Origin of the sequence: uncultured Sphingomonas sp. (assembly GCF_913778135.1) — a bacterium.
Taxonomy (GTDB): Bacteria; Pseudomonadota; Alphaproteobacteria; order Sphingomonadales; family Sphingomonadaceae; genus Sphingomonas.
Genome location: NZ_CAJYVU010000049.1, coordinates 1 through 16,078, shown reverse-complemented (window position 1 = coordinate 16,078; position 16,078 = coordinate 1). Strand labels below are relative to the sequence as shown.

Genomic DNA, 16,078 nt, shown 5'->3' with positions numbered 1-16,078 from the left:
GCAGCGATGCCGCACACGGCCGGCGCCGCAAGTACGTTGGTCGCATCGAGCCGTCCGCCCAAACCCACCTCGATCACGCACGCGTCCGCCGGCGTGCGCGAGAAAGCCAGGAACGCAGCGGCCGTAGTCACCTCGAAGAAGCTGGCACCGATGCCGTCCGCGACGTCGAGCACCTCTGCCAGCAGAGCGGCCAGCGCGGCGTCGTCGATCAGCCTACCCGACAGGCGAATACGCTCGTTGAAGCGGACCAGATGCGGACTGGTATAGCTGTGAACACGGTAACCCGCCGCCTCCAGCGCAGCGCGCAGGAACGCACAGGTCGATCCCTTGCCGTTCGTGCCCGCGACGTGGAAGACGGGCGGCAGTCGCAGTTGAGGATCACCCAGCCGCGCGAGCAGCCGCGTGATTCGCTCCAGCCCCAACACGTCCGCGCCGGGGGACAGCGTCCATAATCGGTCAAGCTGCGCCTGCACGGCCGCGTCGCTGGAACGCGCATGATCGGGCATGGTCTATCCCCGGTAACTCACGACGGGATGAGCGATCGTCCGCGTCAGGCCGCCGCGCTGCGTTCCGCGCACAGATAGCCGATCACGCTGGCGAGCCGATCGCGCAGGTCCTTGCGGTGGACGACCATGTCGATCATCCCGTGCTCGAGATAATATTCGCTGGTCTGGAAATCGTCGGGCAGCTTTTCGCGGATCGTGTTCTCGATCACGCGGCGTCCGGTGAAGGCGAGAGTCGCCTTCGGCTCGGCGATGTGGATATCACCCAGCATCGCATAGGCCGCCATGACGCCGCCCGAAGTCGGATCGGTCAGCACGACGATATATGGCAGACCCGCATCGTGCAGCATCTGGATCGCAACGGTGCTGCGCGGCATCTGCATCAGGCTCAATATGCCCTCCTGCATCCGCGCGCCGCCTGACGCCGTGAAGACGACATAGGGTGCATGGTCCGCGATGGCCGCCTCGACACCCTGAATAAACGCCTCGCCGACGGCCTGGCCCATCGATCCGCCCATGAAGGCGAAGTCCTGCACCCCGATCACGACCTTGCGCCCGTGGATCGATCCGCGCGCATTGACGAACGCGTCCTGCTCGCCCGTGTCGGTCCGCGCCGCCTTCAGCCGGTCGACGTAGCGCTTCGAATCGCGGAACTTCAGCGGGTCCTCAGGTGCCTTCGGTGGGGCGAGCGGCTGTGCGCTACCCTCGTCGAACAGATAGGCGAACCGCTCGGCCGGCCCGATCCGGTCGTGATGGTCGCACGTCGGACAGACATGGAGGTTCTCCTCCAGTTCCTTGGTGAAGACCATCGTCCCGCAACCCTTGCACTTGTGCCACAGGTTCTCGGGCGTCTGTTGCTTCCCCGCCGGAACGATCGACGATAGGGCATTGCGAACGTTGCTTAACCAACTCATCGTACTGCTTCCTTGCGAGCCTGGGCGAGGGCCTCCGTCAGGCTGCGAACATAGGTGGTGACATGGTCGGGCGCTTGCGAGCCGTGCTTCGCGACGATCTCGACGATCGCGGAGCCTACGACGACACCGTCAGCGACCGCACCGATCTCCCGCGCCTGTTCGGGTGTGCGCACGCCGAACCCGACCGCCACGGGCACGTCGGTAGCCTGCTTCAATCGTGCAACGGCCTGCTCGATCGAGCCTTGCTGTGCTTGCTGCAAGCCGGTGATGCCGGCGACGGAGACGTAGTACAGGAACCCCGACGCACCGTTCACGACGTCGGGCAGGCGCGCGGCGTCCGTCGTCGGCGTCGCAAGACGGATCAGGTCCAGTCCAACGGCACGCAGCGCCGGGCCGAGTGCATCGTCCTCTTCCGGCGGCACGTCAACGCAGATGACGCCATCGACGCCCGCGTCGCGCGCGGACGCTGCAAACCACTTAGCTCCGCGTCGCAGCATAGGGTTGGCGTAGCCCATCAGCACGAGCGGGACGGCCGGGTGCCGGCCGCGGAAATCGCGCGCGATGTTCAGGATGTCGGCGGTGGTGGTGCCACCCGCAAGGCTGCGGATGTTCGCCGCCTGGATCACCGGACCGTCTGCCATCGGATCGGTGAACGGCATGCCCAGCTCGATCACGTCCGCGCCGCCCGCAACCAGCGCGTCGAGGATCGCCGGGGTGGATGCTACATCCGGGTCGCCGGCGGTGACGAAGGTGACCAGCGCAGGCCGATTGGCCGGGAAAGCGTCGGATAGGCGCGACATCAAATCGCCACCCGGAGGGCCTCGGCCACCGTGAAGATGTCCTTGTCACCGCGGCCGCACAGGTTGGCGAGGATCACCTGATCGCGCCGCATCTGCTTCGATTGCGCGACCACCGCCGCGATCGCATGCGACGGTTCGAGCGCGGGGATGATGCCCTCGCTGCGACACAGCAGCTGGAACGCGTCGAGTGCCTCGGTGTCGGTCACGCTGGTGTAGGTGACGCGTCCGATATCCTTCAGCCAGGCGTGTTCGGGACCGATCCCGGGATAATCGAGGCCCGCCGAGATCGAGTGCGCCTCGGCGATCTGTCCGTCGTCGTCCTGCAACAGATAAGTCTTGTTCCCGTGCAGCACGCCGGGGAAGCCGCCAGCGAGGCTCGCGGCATGCTTCGCCTCCAGCCCTTCGCCCGCTGCCTCGACGCCCAGCATCTGTACATCGGCATCATCAAGGAATGGGTGGAACAGCCCTATCGCGTTCGACCCGCCGCCGATCGCGGCGACCAGCAGGTCGGGCAGGCGGTTGGTGCGCGACAGCATCTGCGCACGTGCCTCGCGCCCGATCACGCTCTGAAAGTCGCGAACGAGCTCAGGATAGGGGTGAGGACCCGCGGCGGTGCCGATGATGTAGAAGGTGTCGTGGACGTTCGCGACCCAGTCGCGCAGCGCCTCGTTCATCGCGTCCTTGAGCGTGCGCGCGCCGCTTTCCACCGCCCGGACCTCGGCACCCAGCAGCTTCATGCGAAACACGTTGGGCGCCTGCCGCTCGACGTCCTTTGCGCCCATGTAGATGACGCATGGCAGGCCGAAGCGCGCGCAGACGGTGGCGGTCGCGACGCCGTGCTGGCCCGCACCAGTTTCCGCGATGATGCGCGTCTTGCCCATCCGCATCGCCAGCAGGATCTGGCCGATACAATTGTTGATCTTGTGCGCGCCGGTGTGGTTCAGCTCGTCGCGCTTGAACCAGATTTCCGGCCCCATGTCCTCGGGCGCGCTCTCGCGCAGCGCCTCGGTCAGCCGTTCGGCATAGTAGAGCGGGCTGGGGCGCCCGACATAATGTTCGAGCAGATCGTCGAACTGCGCTTGAAATGCCGGATCCTCCTTCGCCGCGCGATACGCGCGCTCGAGGTCGAGGATCAGCGGCATCAGGGTTTCGGCGACGTAGCGGCCGCCATAATCGCCGAAGTGACCGCGCGCATCGGGCTGCTGGCGGAAACTGTTGGGCGTGGCGGCAGGAGCGGAGGTGAGTGTCATAGGCGGCGCACCGCTTGAAGGAAGGCGGCGATCTTGTCCACGCTCTTGACGCCCGGCGCATCCTCGACTCCCGACGATGTGTCGACCAAGGTGGCGCCGGTGCGCGCGACCGCCTCGGCCAAGTTGGCAGCGTCCAACCCGCCCGACAGCGCCCAGGGCAGCGGCGAACGGAAGCCGTCAAGCAGCGACCAGTCGAACCGCACACCCATCCCGCCGGGCAGTGCCGCACCCGTGGGCGTCTTCGCGTCGAACAGCAGCCGGTCGGCGGCGCCGGTGTAATCGCGTGCAAGGTCGAGGTCGGCCCGGGTCTTGACCGCGATCGCCGCCCAGGTCTCCACGCGGGTTAGCGCTCGCAGATGCGCAACCCTTCCCGGCGCGGTCCGGTGAAGCTGGATCGCGCGCAGCCGCCCCGCCTGTACGGCGCGCGCAACCGTCTCGTCATCGGGATCGACGAACACGCCGACCGCGCCGACGTGGTCGGGCACGCGCTCGGCGAGCATCATTGCTTGATCGAACGACACGTCGCGCGGCGAAGGCGCGAAGAAGACGAAGCCGACGTGGCTCGCCCCGCCCGCGATCGCTGCATCAAGGGTTGCGGGCGTCGAGAGGCCACAAATCTTCGCCGTCACATGCATGGCCCGCTCCTTAGCAACGAGCGCCGCCAATGACCAAGTTTGCGCGAAGGATTACGGCATCGCCAGGCTGGCGAGTTCGTCGACCGAGATCCCGTAAACCGCGCAGATATGATCGCGCAGCGCCCGTTTCGCCGTCGCCATCTCGGCGTAGGCGATCTCCTCGAGCGCCTCGGCATCATGGTTGACGGTGAAGCGGTCGGGCACGAGCACGTTCCACGTCAGGTTGTGACGCCGTGCGGCTTCGCGAACCGCGTCTACGAGCGCGTGGGCGTCATCCTGCATCACGCGGGGCGGTTGTGCGTCGATCATAGCGTCGCAGCGATCGCGCGTGCGGCCTCGTCTGGGTCGCTCGCCTGCGTGATCGGACGCCCGATCACCAGCATCGATGCGCCGTCGTCGAGCGCGCGGCGCGGCGTGACGACGCGCTTCTGATCGCCCGCCGCACCATCTGCGGCACGGACGCCCGGCACGACAAAATAGCCCTTCGGCCATGCACGGTGCGCTTCCTTGACCTCCGCGCCCGAGCAGACGATCCCGTCTAGCCCTGCTTCGCGAGCCAGATCGGCGAGCCGCAGGACGTGATCGTGCGCACTGCCGCTCACGCCGGTCGCGGCGAGATCGACGTCGTCGAGGCTGGTCAGCATCGTCACCGCAACCACGCGCGTGTCGGGATGTGCCGCGGCCTTCGCATCCTCCAGCATGGCGCGACCGCCGCTCGCGTGAACGGTCAGGACAGCGGGTTTGAGCACGGCGAGCGACTGCACTGCCTTGGCAACCGTGTTGGGGATGTCGTGCAGTTTCAGGTCGAGGAAGACGGGTAGGCCCACTTCCTCCATCGCGCGCACGCCCGCCGGACCGTTGGCACAGAAGAATTCGAGTCCCAGCTTCACGCCGCCGACGTGATGCCGCACCTTCTGCGCCAGCGCGCGCGCACGGGCGAGATCGGGGGTGTCGAGCGCGACGAAAATGCGGTTGGACATCAGAGTGCCTCCGTGCTCGTGGGCGGTGGAGCCGGAGCAGGCGACGGCGGTGCTTGTTCGGGCAACGCGGCCTCGCTGATCGCGCGGGTACTGACCAGTGCGCGTTCGGCTGCCGACAATCGCTGCCGCAACCGCCAGCGGATGACGTGCTGGTAGATCAGCGTCGGTAGGAAGCCGAGCAGAAAGGTCAGCAGCAACAGCAATGGCAGATTGATCTCCATCACCAGGTCGCCGAACAGCTGGATCGAGACGGTGGTCCAGTTACCGAAGGTGAACACCGCGGCGATGAACGCCAGCAGGCACCAGAACAGGATTTTTAGAAACTGCATCGCGGCCGACGCTATCGTCCGCGGCGCATTTTGGCCAGCCTTCAGCCGATCTCGCGGCGCAAGGCGGTGAACAGCGACCGGACGGCGGTGAGGCGTTTCTCTTCTTCGTCGAGGATAGCGAGGAACGCGGCCCGCTTGATCGCGGCGATGCGTCCCGCGCGCAAACGGCCCGGACCGGGCAGGGTAGAAACGGTGATATCAATCATCCGCTCGGCGCCATGCAGGCGCCCCCAGAGATAATCGTTCTCGCGGTAGGCCCGGCTGAAGAACGCACCGAAGCTGTTGAACTGTATGCCCTTCAACGTCGCCTCGGCGCCGCCGCTTCGAATCGTTCGCGCATCGTCGGGTGAGATGCGGTCGACACGGATCGGGTCGTACTCGTCCGTGCCCTCTCCCTGCAGCAGCGGCAGTGTCGCCACATCGACGTAGGGGAAGCCGAGATAGTTGAGCAGCATGGCGCGCCGCATCTCGCGCGGCAGCGCCGCGAGCGCGGCGGCGATCCGCGCGTCGGTCTCCGCATCGAGCTTCGTCAGGTCGAGCGAGGTGCCGAGTGCGTCGAGCAGCGGTTCGGCATCGTCACGCAGACCACGCACCATTGCCCGCAACGATCGGTGCCGCCCCGGACGACGCGCGTCGAGATAGGCACCAAGCGAGGCGTACACCTCGTTCCTGAGCGGTTCGAGCGTCGCCGCACCCGCCGTCGCTTCCGCCTCGCTGATACGCCGCGCGAGCAAACGCAGGCGGCGCACGCGGAAGTCGAGGTCGAAGGTGCGCAGGAAGGCGACCGCCGGCTCGCTGCCCGCACCGGTGAACACCGCACGCTCGGTCACGCCGCGTCTGCCAAGCGCCTGATCGATGCGCGCGCGCGTGTTGCTCCACCGCTGCGTTCCCGTTGCGCCGCCGACCGCGTGGAGCAATGTCGCTATGAATTCGATGACGTTGGACGTTTTGAGGTGGCCGTAGCCGGCATAGGAGAAACCGGCACGCTCGGCAGCCGACTCCTGCGCCCGGCGACGCCACGCGACCAGCCGCGCGGGCGTTGGGCGATCGAGAAAGAAGGTTCGGCCGAACAATTGCTCGATCTCGCGATCGATGTCGGGCCTGATCGCCTCCAGCACCGCGCGCATTCGCTCGATGCGACGCGTGCGTTCCGCCAGCGCCTCCAGATTGTCGCGAATCGGCTGCTGTCGCGGCAACTCGCTGACTGCGCCTAGGATGGTTTGAAAGAAGCCCGGCACGCCGTCGACCGCGCCGGATAGCCGGAACTTGGTGCCCGGCGATGGATCGATATATACGAAGCGGCGATCGATCTCGCGGCGTGCGGGCCGATTGCGCAGCGCATCGATTGCGGGGCGGAACGGCGCGTTGGCGAGTACCGATCCGTCGATCAGCGCAGTCTTGGTGATGGTGTTGGCCGCAAATTGCCGCGGCAGGATGCGGCGCAGGAACACGCTTCGGCCGGGCCAGCGTGCGCCGCGTTCCTTCAGCGCCGTGTCCAGCTCCGTGACCGTGAGCGGGGGAAAGGCGCCGGGAAAACTCGAGGTCGCGCGCGCGGCGAAGGTCAGTTCGGCCGGGTCGGCAAGCGTGTCGCAAGCCCGGCCGCCGTCGCTGAACGGGAACACCAATCGGTGCTCGGTCTCGATCACCTCGGGCGGTGAATGCAGCTCCAGCCGCTCCGGGTGGCCGGTGAAGTCGGTCACGGTCACGAACAGATCGAGCGGCTGACCGGGCGGCAGCAGGCGCGGGCCGCGCGCCGTCGCCGCCATCGCCGCGAAGGCGTCGAGCAGCATGTTGGTGAACCCGCTGCCCGAGAAGGGCGGCTCGAACCAGCGTGAGCGGACGAAGTGCGACAGCTTGGCGCGCACTTCCTCGCGCGTGCGTTCGTCGGCATCGTCGAGCTGGTCGGCGCTGCGGCCCGCCGCCATCCAGGCAAGCGGCAGCGCCCACACCTTGGCGAAGCGCGAGGCGGGCGCTGCATCGGCGTCGATCAGGCGTTCAACATCGGCACCGTCGAGCCACAGGTCGGTCAGCGGGTCGAGCGACTGGCCCGACGCGATCGCCTGCGCCAGAAAGATGCCGTTGATTCCGCCCGCGCTCGCACCCGCGACGATATCGGGCAGCACACGTACCCGGATGTCCGCCGTCTCGCGGATCTCATTCAATAGGTCGGCGTAGACGCGTGCGGAGCCGGTCAGGTCAGTCGTGTCGTCGTGAACGGCGCGGCTCGCACGTGCCAGATGCCACACCTCCTTGGTGATGCCGTGCATGTAGACCGCGAGGCTGATGCCGCCGTAACAGACGAGTGCCAGCCGCAGCTCCTTCTCCTTGGGCGCGCTCGCGTCGCCGCTCATGCCAGCGTCAGCTCGGCCCAGATTGGCAGGTGGTCGGATGCTTTGCGGGCAGCGGGGCTGGCGTGGACTCCGCATGCGGCGATCTGCCATTCGGGCGAGGCCATGATCCGGTCGAGCCGTGCGATCGGACGGCGTGCGTGAAAGCTTGGTCCCGTTTCCGCAAAGGCGAAATGCCGGGCGAAGTCACGCAGGCATCCCGACATGCGGCTCCACTCATTCAGGTCGCCCATCATGACCGTTGGATGCTGACGCGCACAGGCAGTGACGTGGGTCATCACCGCCTGCGCCTGACGTCGGCGCCACAGGCCCGAGAGGTCGAGGTGCATGCCGATGATCCGCATCGTCTCGCCGCCAATTGTGACATCCGCCATCACCGCGCCGCGCGGCTCGAGTGCTGGCAGGTGAAGCACCTCGCAGTCAGCGACCACGGCCGAACGACGCACCAGCAGGGCATTGCCGTGCCAGCCGCTGCTGGGCGCGCGAACGCCGAACCCGACCGCCTTCCATCCGCCGTGTTCCTCCAGCAGATGCGGCGTGATGACGGCGGCGCGCGTGCCGAAGCGCCGGTCGGCCTCCTGCAACGCGATGATGTCGGCATCGATCTCGGTGAGCACGTCGAGGATGCGTTGCGGGTCGCGCCGGCGATCGGTGCCGATCCCCTTGCGCATGTTGTAGCTCGCGACCTTGACCTTCATCACACGGGCGAAACGAGCGTTGCCCGGGTGAGTTGCACGCGGCTGACCGGGGAGAGGAGGCGCAGCGCTAAACCGCGAGCATGACTGCTCGCGAATGCACCGCGCTGCTTTGACCGCACGGCGGCTCAGACTCGCGCCGTTTCGCGGCAGATGCGATTACCGGCTTCGGCGAAGGCTGCCCGATCAGGCGCGACAGGTCGCGAAGCGACTGGACAAGCCCAAGGCCACGCGGCCCTGCGATGTAGCGTGACTCCCAATCGGGCGCGAACTTCTCCTTGTAGGTGCGCAGGCCGCGGAAGCCGTAGAAGCGCTCGCCATGCTGGAACACCAGCGCGGCCGCGCGTGCCCAAGCGGGTGCCAGCCGCCGGCCGGCGATCCCCGACAGAGGCGCGATGCCGAGTGAGAAGCGCTCGTAACCCTGCTGGCGCGCCCATTGCATCACGTGCACGAACAGGAAGTCCATCGTCCCCGACGGTGCGTCATCACGATGTCGCATCAGGTCGACCGATGCCTCAGCCCGATTGGTCGTCAGCCACAGATTGGCGAAGGCGACGATGCGGTCGTCAATCATCGCCAGCGCGACATCGAAGTTCGACAGGTAATCGGCGTCGAACCTGCCGAGGCTGAATCCTTTCTCGGCATGGCCCTTCGCGGCGGCCCACTCGTCCGAGACGACGCGCAGATCATCGATGATCGCGGGTACGTCGCTCGCCGGCACGATGCGGAAGGTAAGGCCGCGACGGGCGGCAGCGCGCTCGGCCTTGCGCACCGAGCGCATGCGCGGCGTCTCGAACGTCAGCTCGCGCAGATCGACCACCGCCTCCTCGCCGTATTTGATGACGTGCAACCCCATGCCGATCGCGAGGTCGAGCACCGGCGGCGTGATCTGATAGAGCAACAATCGGCCCTGTGCCGCATCAGCCAGATCGCGGATGCGCCACAGCAGATCAGGCCATTCGCTCTGCTCGCCGACCGGATCGCCCATAACGATCCAGCTCGCGCCGCGTCGACGATACATCAGCATCGCGGTGCCGCTCTCCGACAGGAGGAAGTTCTTGTCGCCGGTGAGCGCCAGCAGCGCGTCGGTACGCTTGCCGCGTGCCAGAATGTCCGAGACCTTGCCCGGATCGCACGCGATATCGGGCGCGCTCGGCGCCGGTCCCATCCACCGCCATATCGCTACTCCGGCCAGCAATACCGCCACACCCAATGTGGCGCGTAAGAAACGCGGGGCGTCGCCGCGCAGGGCAAAGCGCCACCACAGATCGTCCTGGTACGGGATCTGACGATAAGCGAAAAACCCCGCCCAGGTCGCGCTCGCCACCACAACTGCGACTGCGCCCAGCCATGCGCCCGAAAGCGGCATCTGCGTCAGTGCGGTCCGACGATAGAAAGCGGCGCGGGTCCAGTGGAGCAGCGCTGCCAGCATCAGACACGCGGTCGCCTCCTCATAGTCGATGCCTTTCACGAGCGAGAAGATCGCGCCCGCGATCAGCAATGCGCGGGTTGCCACGAACGCGCCGTCAAGCCGCCGGTAGAGACCGGGGGCGAGCAGCAGCAGCCCGGTGCCGACCAGGCTGGCGGCAATGTGGCTCGCCTCGATGAAGGGGAGGGGCGCGATATGCGAGAGCATGCCCATGCGCCCCTTGAGCGACGGCAGCGATCCTGACAGCAAGAGCATCGCGCCGCCGACGAAGGTCGCGGCGGAGAGCACCAGCGGCGCTATGCCCGTGGCAGCAGCGCGCCCTTCGCGCAGCAATCGCATGGACAACGTGCGTCGCCGCGCGACTTCGCGCGTGGCGAGCATGACGACCGACACGGCGAGCGGAAGCAGGTAGTAGATCAGCCGATAGGCGACCAGCGCGGCGAAGGCGGTCACCCGATCGCCCGGCAACACCGCCAGCACGACCGCCTCGAACACGCCGATGCCGCCCGGCACGTGGGTGATCACCGCCGCGACGATGCCCAGCGCGTAGGCGAGCACGAAGCTCGGCAACAGGTGGAGCGACGCGCCCGGCATCAGCACGAACAGCGCGGCGGCGGCGGCGGTAACGTCGATCAGCGCCACGCCGATCTGTGCCAGTGCCTGTCCGCCGCTCGGCAGCGGCAGGCTGAAGCGATGCCAGCGGAGTGGTCCGTTGCTGCGTGCGCACAGCAGCACCAGCGCACCGGCTATCGCCAGAATGGCGGCACCGATGACGTGCGACAGCGCGGGTGAGAGCGTCACGCCAGCGAGCACGATTGCGTCGGGGCGGGCGAGCAGCGCTGCGCCGGCGACGGTGATGATTCCGCTCCAGAACGTCGCGCTCGCGACACCGATCACGCGCGCAATATCCGGTCCGTCGAGCCCGGCGGCCGTGTAGATGCGATATCGCGCCGACCCCCCGGTCACCAGCGACAATCCCAAATTGTGGCTAAGCGTGTAGCTGGTGAACGAAGCGAGCGCCGCAGTGCGCCACGGTAATGGACGTCCGATCACGCGCAGTGCCAGCGCGTCGTACAGCGTCAGCGCCAGATAGCTGAGCGCCGTGAAGGTCATCGCCGCGACGATCTGCGGCACCGTCATCGCGTGCAGTGCACCGCGGACCTCGGCGTAGCTCAGGTGCCGGGTCAACTCCTCCATCGCCGCAAAGCCGAGCGCTACCAGCAGCAGCACCAGCGCGACCGACAGCGCGACGCGGTACCGTGCCGCCGCAGCGAGCAGCTTATCCACGCGGCAGTTCCGACACGCGTTGCCACACCTGCGACTTGCATAGCAGGCCGTGCAGGATGCAGCCGCGAACGCGCATGTTGCTGTCGTCGACCTGCTCGATCAGTGAGTAGAAATGCCGCCCCATATCGGGCACGAACACTGTGCCCGCCCAACTGCGAGCGCCTGTCGGCCGGTAGTTTTCCAGCAGCGAGGTGCCGATCAGATTGGGAACGTTGCCGTCGCGCGCATCCTGCTGCGCTTCGCGACTTGCCCATACAACACGACCGCATAGCCGATCGGCGCACGGCACCGTCCGCACAGCGACGCTATGGTACGGATTAATCCAGGTGCCGTAGATCGAGGCGGTCGGCGCGGGCTCAGCTGCTGCCGCCGCCCCGCCGATCGCCAGCACCGCCAAACCCGCCGCCAACATCGCAAACCGTCGAACCATCGTCATCGCGCCATCCTCCCGCATTCGAGACGGAGCTAGCGCACGCCGACTTGCCGCAGCGTCGACGCTGGCTGAACAATCGGTAATAGTCGGGAGCCACGAGGGAGAATCTGGTGCCGGTTGCAGGAATCGAACCCGCGACCTTCGGTTTACAAATTCTCGGCGCAGTGCCACGCGCGCCGCCTCGTTTGCCGGAGAATTCCGCCAATTCTTCACGCGGTAGCTGTCTCAGACCGCGGCGTTTGTGCCGCGCGCTGTGCCACCGTCGACTTCGCTGCCTTCACCTGCTCAGGCGTCAGAAATGCGAGGTAGCGTTCCGTCACCGTGATCGTGCCGTGCCCCAACTCGCCCTGCAGATCGTAGATCGATAGACGGCCGCTACGCAGCGACTCCACTGCGAACAGGTGCCGGAAATCGTGGTGGCTGAAGGGGTGAAACTCCACACTCTCGCGTGCCGCTTTTCGTGCCACCCGGCGCATGCAGTCGCCGATCCGCGAGCTGACGTTTGTCAGACGCTCGCCCTTGTTCTTCCAGAACGCCCAAGGCTTGCCGATGTAGCGAGGCTGTCGATCGATGATCGCCTCGGCCGCGGCCGATAGCGGCACGACGCGTGTCTTGCTTCCTTTGCCGCGCACAACAGTGATCGTGCGCTCGACGCGATCGACGTGCGCGTGTGAAAGGGTGCATGCCTCGTCGAGGCGGAGACCCGTTTCGCGCGTGAAATCGCACAGGTCGCGCATGCGAGAGGGCAGGCGGGCATAGACCATTGCGATCGATGCTTCTTGCGGCAGCATCAGCACGGCCGTTTTTTCAGGCACGATCCGACGACGATTGAGCGACGCAGTTGGACTTTCCTCGATCCAGCCTTCGTCGGCTGCGTGATTGAGCACGCTGCCGAGGGCGGTCAGATCGCGGCGAATGGTCGCATTCTGCACTCCCGAACGTCGGCGAGCCTTGATCATGTCCTTCAGCAGCTCGGCCGTGACCTCTTGGACGGAGAGCGGGTCGAGCTGGGCGCGCAGCTGTCGCAGGCTGCAGGCGTAGCGGCTGAACGTGCGGTCGCTCAGCCCAGGGCCGACGTTCTCGCTCCAGCTTACGACCGCGTCCTGCCACGCCACGGGCCCGGCCATGCCGTAGACAGCCTGGTTCTCGATCTGCTCGCGTAGAGCAGCGAGACGTTTCACCGCGACCCGCTCAGCACGTGTTCGTAAGCTTTCGCGGTATTCTTGGCCGCCGACCTTGAAGCGGGCCCAATATATGCCCGCGCGTAAGTAGAGGTTTTTCGGCACTTGGCCGTTCCTTTCGTCGTTCGAGTGACCCAAGCGCGCAGCTCGGTCACGACGAAGAGCCACCGGCCGGCCGGCTTGGAGGCGCCGGGAATCGATGGCGCCAGGTCTTGAAGCGTGCGGCGGGACATGCCGGTGATCAAGACGGCGTCGGCTATGCCGATGCGCTCGGGGGTGCCGTCACGACCGTCCCTCATGGCAGCGCGCCCAACACGACGGTGAAGTGCGGCGTGTGGAACAGCAGCGCGCAGATCTCGATCGCGAAGATGCCGAGGCCGAAGCCGAGCAGCATCATGAAGCCGATATGGTCGTGCGCCTGGAGGCCGGCCTCGTCGCGCTCATACCAGGGGCGGCAGCAATCACCGTCACAGTCGATGGGGTGGACGTCGGCAGGCGTAGCGTCGGCGGTTGTCACGGGCGGTTCTCCCGAGAGTGGATTAGCTGCCGCAGCGACGACAGCGCGGCGGTGGAGCCGATCAAGGCGACGAAGAAGGCGGCGGCGGGGTGGTTGCTGAGCCGAAGCGCGACGAACAAGCCGAGGCAGACAGCCGCGACCTGCACACAGCGAGCCGCATAGCGGTTCATGCCGTGTCCTCGTTCCGCTTGGCCGGCTCAGCTGGCGGTGCGAAGGTGGTGCAGGCCGGGCAGCTGCGCGGCCCGGTCCACGTCATAAACTCAGGCTTTGTGTCGTGCGGTCGCGAGCCGCACAGCACGCAGATCTGCGGCGCCATGTCGGGGCTGAGAATGCCTTGCGCGACCATGTCGAGCGCGATGAGCACGCCCATGTTGAAGTCGATCAGGGTGCTGAGCGCGACAATCGTCGAGAACGACGCCGGCATCGCATCGCTTTCGATCAGCTTAAGCCACTCGACGCGGTCCAGTTCGGCGATCGATGGATCGGTGCGCAGCCGAGCGGCGACCTCAGCGAGGCACAGGCCTTTCACTAGTCGGCGCGCCTTCAGATAGGCGCCCGGCGTCGGGATCGTCAGCTGACATTGATCTTCGGACACAGCAGGCCTCAGACAGCGAATGCCGTTCCCGAAAGCACGAGGCGAGCGGGTCGGCGGGTAGTGGGCGGGAGTGGAAGTGGTGGGAGGGCTCAAATCACGGCGGCGGCTCGGCCTTCGCCTTCTGCGCGCACAGCGTCGCGATCACGTCGGCGAAAGCGCCGTGCGCTTCCTCGGCCTCGCGCAGCGCGTTGTCGATCAGCTTAGGGTCGGTGCCGGCGGCGATCGCGGCCGCCATGATAGCGGCCAAAGCCTCGCCGCTTTCGCGCGCGGTGACCTGAGCATGTCGGCCGATCGCGGCCGCGTCGGCGAGACGCTCGGCGCTGGCTTCCTTCAGCAGGAGGCCGACGGTCTCGTAGAAGGGGAAGGTTGGGTCACCGGCCTCGCGGCAGGCGACGTCGAGCGCGATCATGTCGCGGACGGTCAGCTGCTCGCGGCGATCGTGATCGGAGAGGCCGCGCAGGTAATGAGCCTCGCGGCCGGTCACCCCCGCAGCGCGGTCGATGCCAAGCTCACCAAGCACGCGATAGAGCGTGTTCTCGATCGATACGGGTGGGCGCTGCTTCGTCATGCGGCACGCGTCCGAAAATGCGGCGCCAATCGCTGCATACGATTGGCGCCGAAGGTGACACATGCGGAAGGTCGCAGACGAACACGACGCGCGGCGATGGGCGCCACGTTTCGGCCAGTCTGCGAGCGGTCGAAAGGGAAGATCGATGCTTCGAGGGCCGGGCGTGAAGTTACACGACCCACATGGCTGCGCGACGCGGCCCGGCCCCCTGCATCCGCGACCGTGGGAGGTCGGACGCGAAACTGTTGCATGCCGCGCGTCATCGCGCGGGCCCCAAGTCGCCGAGCGATCCAGCGTGCGGCGGCGATTTCACATTACGGGCAAAAAGGTGTGCGAGATCAGGACGAAGATCGAAGCGGGTTACCCCTGTCTCTCTTTCGACCACCTCCAGAAACTCGGCCGGCAGCAGATCGCCGCGAGTAAGCCAGCCGTTAATTACCGACTGCCGTTTGTTGATCAGACGGCCGAATGCCGACTGCGAACCAGCAGCGCGAACGGCGCGGGCTAGGGCCGTGTCTGATTCGTGTTCCAACGCCATGCCGACAGCTAACGTCTACTCGTTATGTTAGTCAAACGAGAAATCGTACTAGGGCATAACGACGCGACGTTAGATAAGTGCCCGATGACTTTAGGCGCCCGCATCGAGGAGCGACGGAAAGCGATCGGCATTACGCAGGCCGAGCTCGCGCGTCGGGTTGGCGTTCGTCAGAGCACTATGAACTCGCTAATCAAGGGCGACTCGCGAACGTCGCGTTCGCTGTTCCAGATTGCGCGAGAGCTTCGCACGACTCCTGACTACCTGCTCGGAAAGATTGACGATCCTGACGAGGGCGCGCCTCCGCCTGAATTGCCGCCGACAATTCAGCATCTCATGATGCCCGTCGCCTTTCCGTCGCAACCGGCGCTTGAAGCGATGCTCCGTGGTCTACTGCGGTCGATGCCTGACCTAAGTGGGGACGAACTCGCTCATGAGCTTTCCATGCTTCTGCCCACCGGACTCGCGCAGCTTCGACAGCCATACCGGTTCGAACCGTTGGTGAATGATGATGCGCCGCTCGCGCTCGATGAAGAGCCGCCTGTCGCACGTCGCGCACGCTCGCGAGGGTCGCGCAGGTGAGGTCGCACCGCCGACACTGCTGCTCGCACCCAGGCGAGGTCTGCACAACGCTCACACGCAACCCGCTACTCCTGTTCCCTTTATGTTCTGTAAAGGGGCAGCGAGTCTACCTGTAATTTCTTACGTGTCGCCCGGGGGGAAGGGGGCGTCATCCACTGAGCGGATCAGATCGCTGAACGCGGGTACAAGTTGGGTATTGTGGGCCGAGGGCAGGGCGGGGCAGGGGGCTGCCGGTGACCGCAAGGCGGAGGGAATATCCGCCGCAGCCAACGTCCGCTTACGCCCAAAATCGGGCATTCAGCTTTAGCCAAAAGTCACCTTCGCGGCAGCCAGACTGTCTTACTTGAGTTGGTTCGGCAACCTTTCGAACTCCGTTGCGCTCTGACCGCGTCGGCGCGCACCGTAAGCGTCTCCGGCTGCTACGCAGGCGGAAGGATGTCACATGGTAGTAGAAGCTGACACGGTTACGATCGACGGCGCATGGTTTCGCCGGACGA

At 66.2% G+C, this 16,078-nt stretch carries 18 protein-coding genes and 1 pseudogene; 1 reads left to right on the top strand and 18 read right to left on the bottom strand.

Annotated elements, in window-relative coordinates; all coding sequences use genetic code 11:
* The 18 genes and pseudogenes from QZ847_RS05255 to QZ847_RS05170 form a co-directional block, all read right to left on the bottom strand.
* Positions 1 to 506 (bottom strand): annotated as a pseudogene (locus tag QZ847_RS05255) (bifunctional folylpolyglutamate synthase/dihydrofolate synthase); the annotation flags it as partial.
* A 44-nt stretch (positions 507 to 550) separates the two neighbouring features.
* A complete protein-coding gene (accD, locus tag QZ847_RS05250) occupies positions 551 to 1,417 on the bottom strand; it encodes an acetyl-CoA carboxylase, carboxyltransferase subunit beta (RefSeq protein WP_093002524.1) in 867 nt (288 codons plus the stop codon).
* Positions 1,414 to 2,217, bottom strand: a complete 804-nt coding sequence (gene trpA, locus QZ847_RS05245; protein ID WP_294353867.1) for a tryptophan synthase subunit alpha — start codon at positions 2,215 to 2,217, stop codon at positions 1,414 to 1,416. Before trpA ends, accD begins: the two co-directional genes overlap by 4 nt.
* Positions 2,217 to 3,467 carry a tryptophan synthase subunit beta gene (trpB, locus tag QZ847_RS05240; protein WP_294353864.1) on the bottom strand — a complete coding sequence of 417 codons (1,251 nt, stop codon included), beginning with the start codon at positions 3,465 to 3,467 and terminating at the stop codon, positions 2,217 to 2,219. The genes trpA and trpB overlap by 1 nt, the downstream gene beginning before the upstream one ends.
* The gene (locus QZ847_RS05235; protein WP_294353862.1) at positions 3,464 to 4,102 is read right to left on the bottom strand and encodes a phosphoribosylanthranilate isomerase; all 639 of its coding nucleotides are present in this window, start codon (positions 4,100 to 4,102) and stop codon (positions 3,464 to 3,466) included. The genes trpB and QZ847_RS05235 overlap by 4 nt, the downstream gene beginning before the upstream one ends.
* A gap of 51 nt (positions 4,103 to 4,153) precedes the next feature.
* A complete protein-coding gene (locus tag QZ847_RS05230) occupies positions 4,154 to 4,411 on the bottom strand; it encodes a hypothetical protein (protein WP_093002532.1) in 258 nt (85 codons plus the stop codon).
* Positions 4,408 to 5,082: an orotidine-5'-phosphate decarboxylase gene (pyrF, locus tag QZ847_RS05225; RefSeq protein WP_294353851.1), complete on the bottom strand. Its 675-nt coding sequence runs from the start codon at positions 5,080 to 5,082 to the stop codon at positions 4,408 to 4,410. Before pyrF ends, QZ847_RS05230 begins: the two co-directional genes overlap by 4 nt.
* Positions 5,082 to 5,411, bottom strand: coding sequence for a hypothetical protein (locus tag QZ847_RS05220; protein WP_294353849.1), 330 nt, complete (start codon positions 5,409 to 5,411; stop codon positions 5,082 to 5,084). Before QZ847_RS05220 ends, pyrF begins: the two co-directional genes overlap by 1 nt.
* A 41-nt stretch (positions 5,412 to 5,452) precedes the next feature.
* The gene (locus tag QZ847_RS05215; protein ID WP_294353847.1) at positions 5,453 to 7,762 is read right to left on the bottom strand and encodes a patatin-like protein; all 2,310 of its coding nucleotides are present in this window, start codon (positions 7,760 to 7,762) and stop codon (positions 5,453 to 5,455) included.
* Positions 7,759 to 8,457, bottom strand: a complete 699-nt coding sequence (locus QZ847_RS05210; RefSeq protein ID WP_294353844.1) for an endonuclease/exonuclease/phosphatase family protein — start codon at positions 8,455 to 8,457, stop codon at positions 7,759 to 7,761. The genes QZ847_RS05215 and QZ847_RS05210 overlap by 4 nt, the downstream gene beginning before the upstream one ends.
* 67 nt (positions 8,458 to 8,524) lie before the next feature.
* On the bottom strand, positions 8,525 to 11,170 hold the full coding sequence (gene mprF, locus QZ847_RS05205; RefSeq protein WP_294353841.1) for a bifunctional lysylphosphatidylglycerol flippase/synthetase MprF: 2,646 nt from the start codon (positions 11,168 to 11,170) through the stop codon (positions 8,525 to 8,527).
* Positions 11,163 to 11,600 (bottom strand): DUF2147 domain-containing protein, encoded by a 438-nt coding sequence (locus tag QZ847_RS05200; protein ID WP_294353874.1) that lies wholly within the window; start codon positions 11,598 to 11,600, stop codon positions 11,163 to 11,165. Before QZ847_RS05200 ends, mprF begins: the two co-directional genes overlap by 8 nt.
* A gap of 212 nt (positions 11,601 to 11,812) precedes the next feature.
* A complete protein-coding gene (locus QZ847_RS05195) occupies positions 11,813 to 12,922 on the bottom strand; it encodes a tyrosine-type recombinase/integrase (protein ID WP_294353835.1) in 1,110 nt (369 codons plus the stop codon).
* Between the two features lie 157 nt (positions 12,923 to 13,079).
* Positions 13,080 to 13,301 (bottom strand): hypothetical protein, encoded by a 222-nt coding sequence (locus QZ847_RS05190; protein ID WP_294353833.1) that lies wholly within the window; start codon positions 13,299 to 13,301, stop codon positions 13,080 to 13,082.
* On the bottom strand, positions 13,298 to 13,471 hold the full coding sequence (locus QZ847_RS05185) for a hypothetical protein (RefSeq protein WP_294353831.1): 174 nt from the start codon (positions 13,469 to 13,471) through the stop codon (positions 13,298 to 13,300). Before QZ847_RS05185 ends, QZ847_RS05190 begins: the two co-directional genes overlap by 4 nt.
* Positions 13,468 to 13,896: an XRE family transcriptional regulator gene (locus QZ847_RS05180; protein WP_294353829.1), complete on the bottom strand. Its 429-nt coding sequence runs from the start codon at positions 13,894 to 13,896 to the stop codon at positions 13,468 to 13,470. The genes QZ847_RS05185 and QZ847_RS05180 overlap by 4 nt, the downstream gene beginning before the upstream one ends.
* Before the next feature lie 94 nt (positions 13,897 to 13,990).
* Positions 13,991 to 14,464: a hypothetical protein gene (locus tag QZ847_RS05175; RefSeq protein WP_294353828.1), complete on the bottom strand. Its 474-nt coding sequence runs from the start codon at positions 14,462 to 14,464 to the stop codon at positions 13,991 to 13,993.
* Between the two features lie 259 nt (positions 14,465 to 14,723).
* Complete coding sequence (locus tag QZ847_RS05170) at positions 14,724 to 15,002, bottom strand: YdaS family helix-turn-helix protein (protein WP_294353827.1); 279 nt, start codon at positions 15,000 to 15,002, stop codon at positions 14,724 to 14,726.
* Between the two features lie 84 nt (positions 15,003 to 15,086).
* Here QZ847_RS05170 and QZ847_RS05165 point away from each other — a divergent pair, with 84 nt between their 5' ends.
* Positions 15,087 to 15,581 carry a helix-turn-helix domain-containing protein gene (locus QZ847_RS05165; RefSeq protein WP_294353824.1) on the top strand — a complete coding sequence of 165 codons (495 nt, stop codon included), beginning with the start codon at positions 15,087 to 15,089 and terminating at the stop codon, positions 15,579 to 15,581.
* The last annotated feature ends 497 nt before the right edge of the window (positions 15,582 to 16,078 follow it).

Coding starts and splice junctions, on each gene's coding strand:
- accD (WP_093002524.1), bottom strand. CDS start 1,417: ATGAGTTGGTTAAGCAACGTTCGCAATGCCCTATCGTCGATCGTTCCG.
- trpA (WP_294353867.1), bottom strand. CDS start 2,217: ATGTCGCGCCTATCCGACGCTTTCCCGGCCAATCGGCCTGCGCTGGTC.
- trpB (WP_294353864.1), bottom strand. CDS start 3,467: ATGACACTCACCTCCGCTCCTGCCGCCACGCCCAACAGTTTCCGCCAG.
- QZ847_RS05235 (WP_294353862.1), bottom strand. CDS start 4,102: ATGCATGTGACGGCGAAGATTTGTGGCCTCTCGACGCCCGCAACCCTT.
- QZ847_RS05230 (WP_093002532.1), bottom strand. CDS start 4,411: ATGATCGACGCACAACCGCCCCGCGTGATGCAGGATGACGCCCACGCG.
- pyrF (WP_294353851.1), bottom strand. CDS start 5,082: ATGTCCAACCGCATTTTCGTCGCGCTCGACACCCCCGATCTCGCCCGT.
- QZ847_RS05220 (WP_294353849.1), bottom strand. CDS start 5,411: ATGCAGTTTCTAAAAATCCTGTTCTGGTGCCTGCTGGCGTTCATCGCC.
- QZ847_RS05215 (WP_294353847.1), bottom strand. CDS start 7,762: ATGAGCGGCGACGCGAGCGCGCCCAAGGAGAAGGAGCTGCGGCTGGCA.
- QZ847_RS05210 (WP_294353844.1), bottom strand. CDS start 8,457: ATGAAGGTCAAGGTCGCGAGCTACAACATGCGCAAGGGGATCGGCACC.
- QZ847_RS05200 (WP_294353874.1), bottom strand. CDS start 11,600: ATGGTTCGACGGTTTGCGATGTTGGCGGCGGGTTTGGCGGTGCTGGCG.
- QZ847_RS05185 (WP_294353831.1), bottom strand. CDS start 13,471: ATGAACCGCTATGCGGCTCGCTGTGTGCAGGTCGCGGCTGTCTGCCTC.
- QZ847_RS05175 (WP_294353828.1), bottom strand. CDS start 14,464: ATGACGAAGCAGCGCCCACCCGTATCGATCGAGAACACGCTCTATCGC.
- QZ847_RS05170 (WP_294353827.1), bottom strand. CDS start 15,002: ATGGCGTTGGAACACGAATCAGACACGGCCCTAGCCCGCGCCGTTCGC.
- QZ847_RS05165 (WP_294353824.1), top strand. CDS start 15,087: ATGACTTTAGGCGCCCGCATCGAGGAGCGACGGAAAGCGATCGGCATT.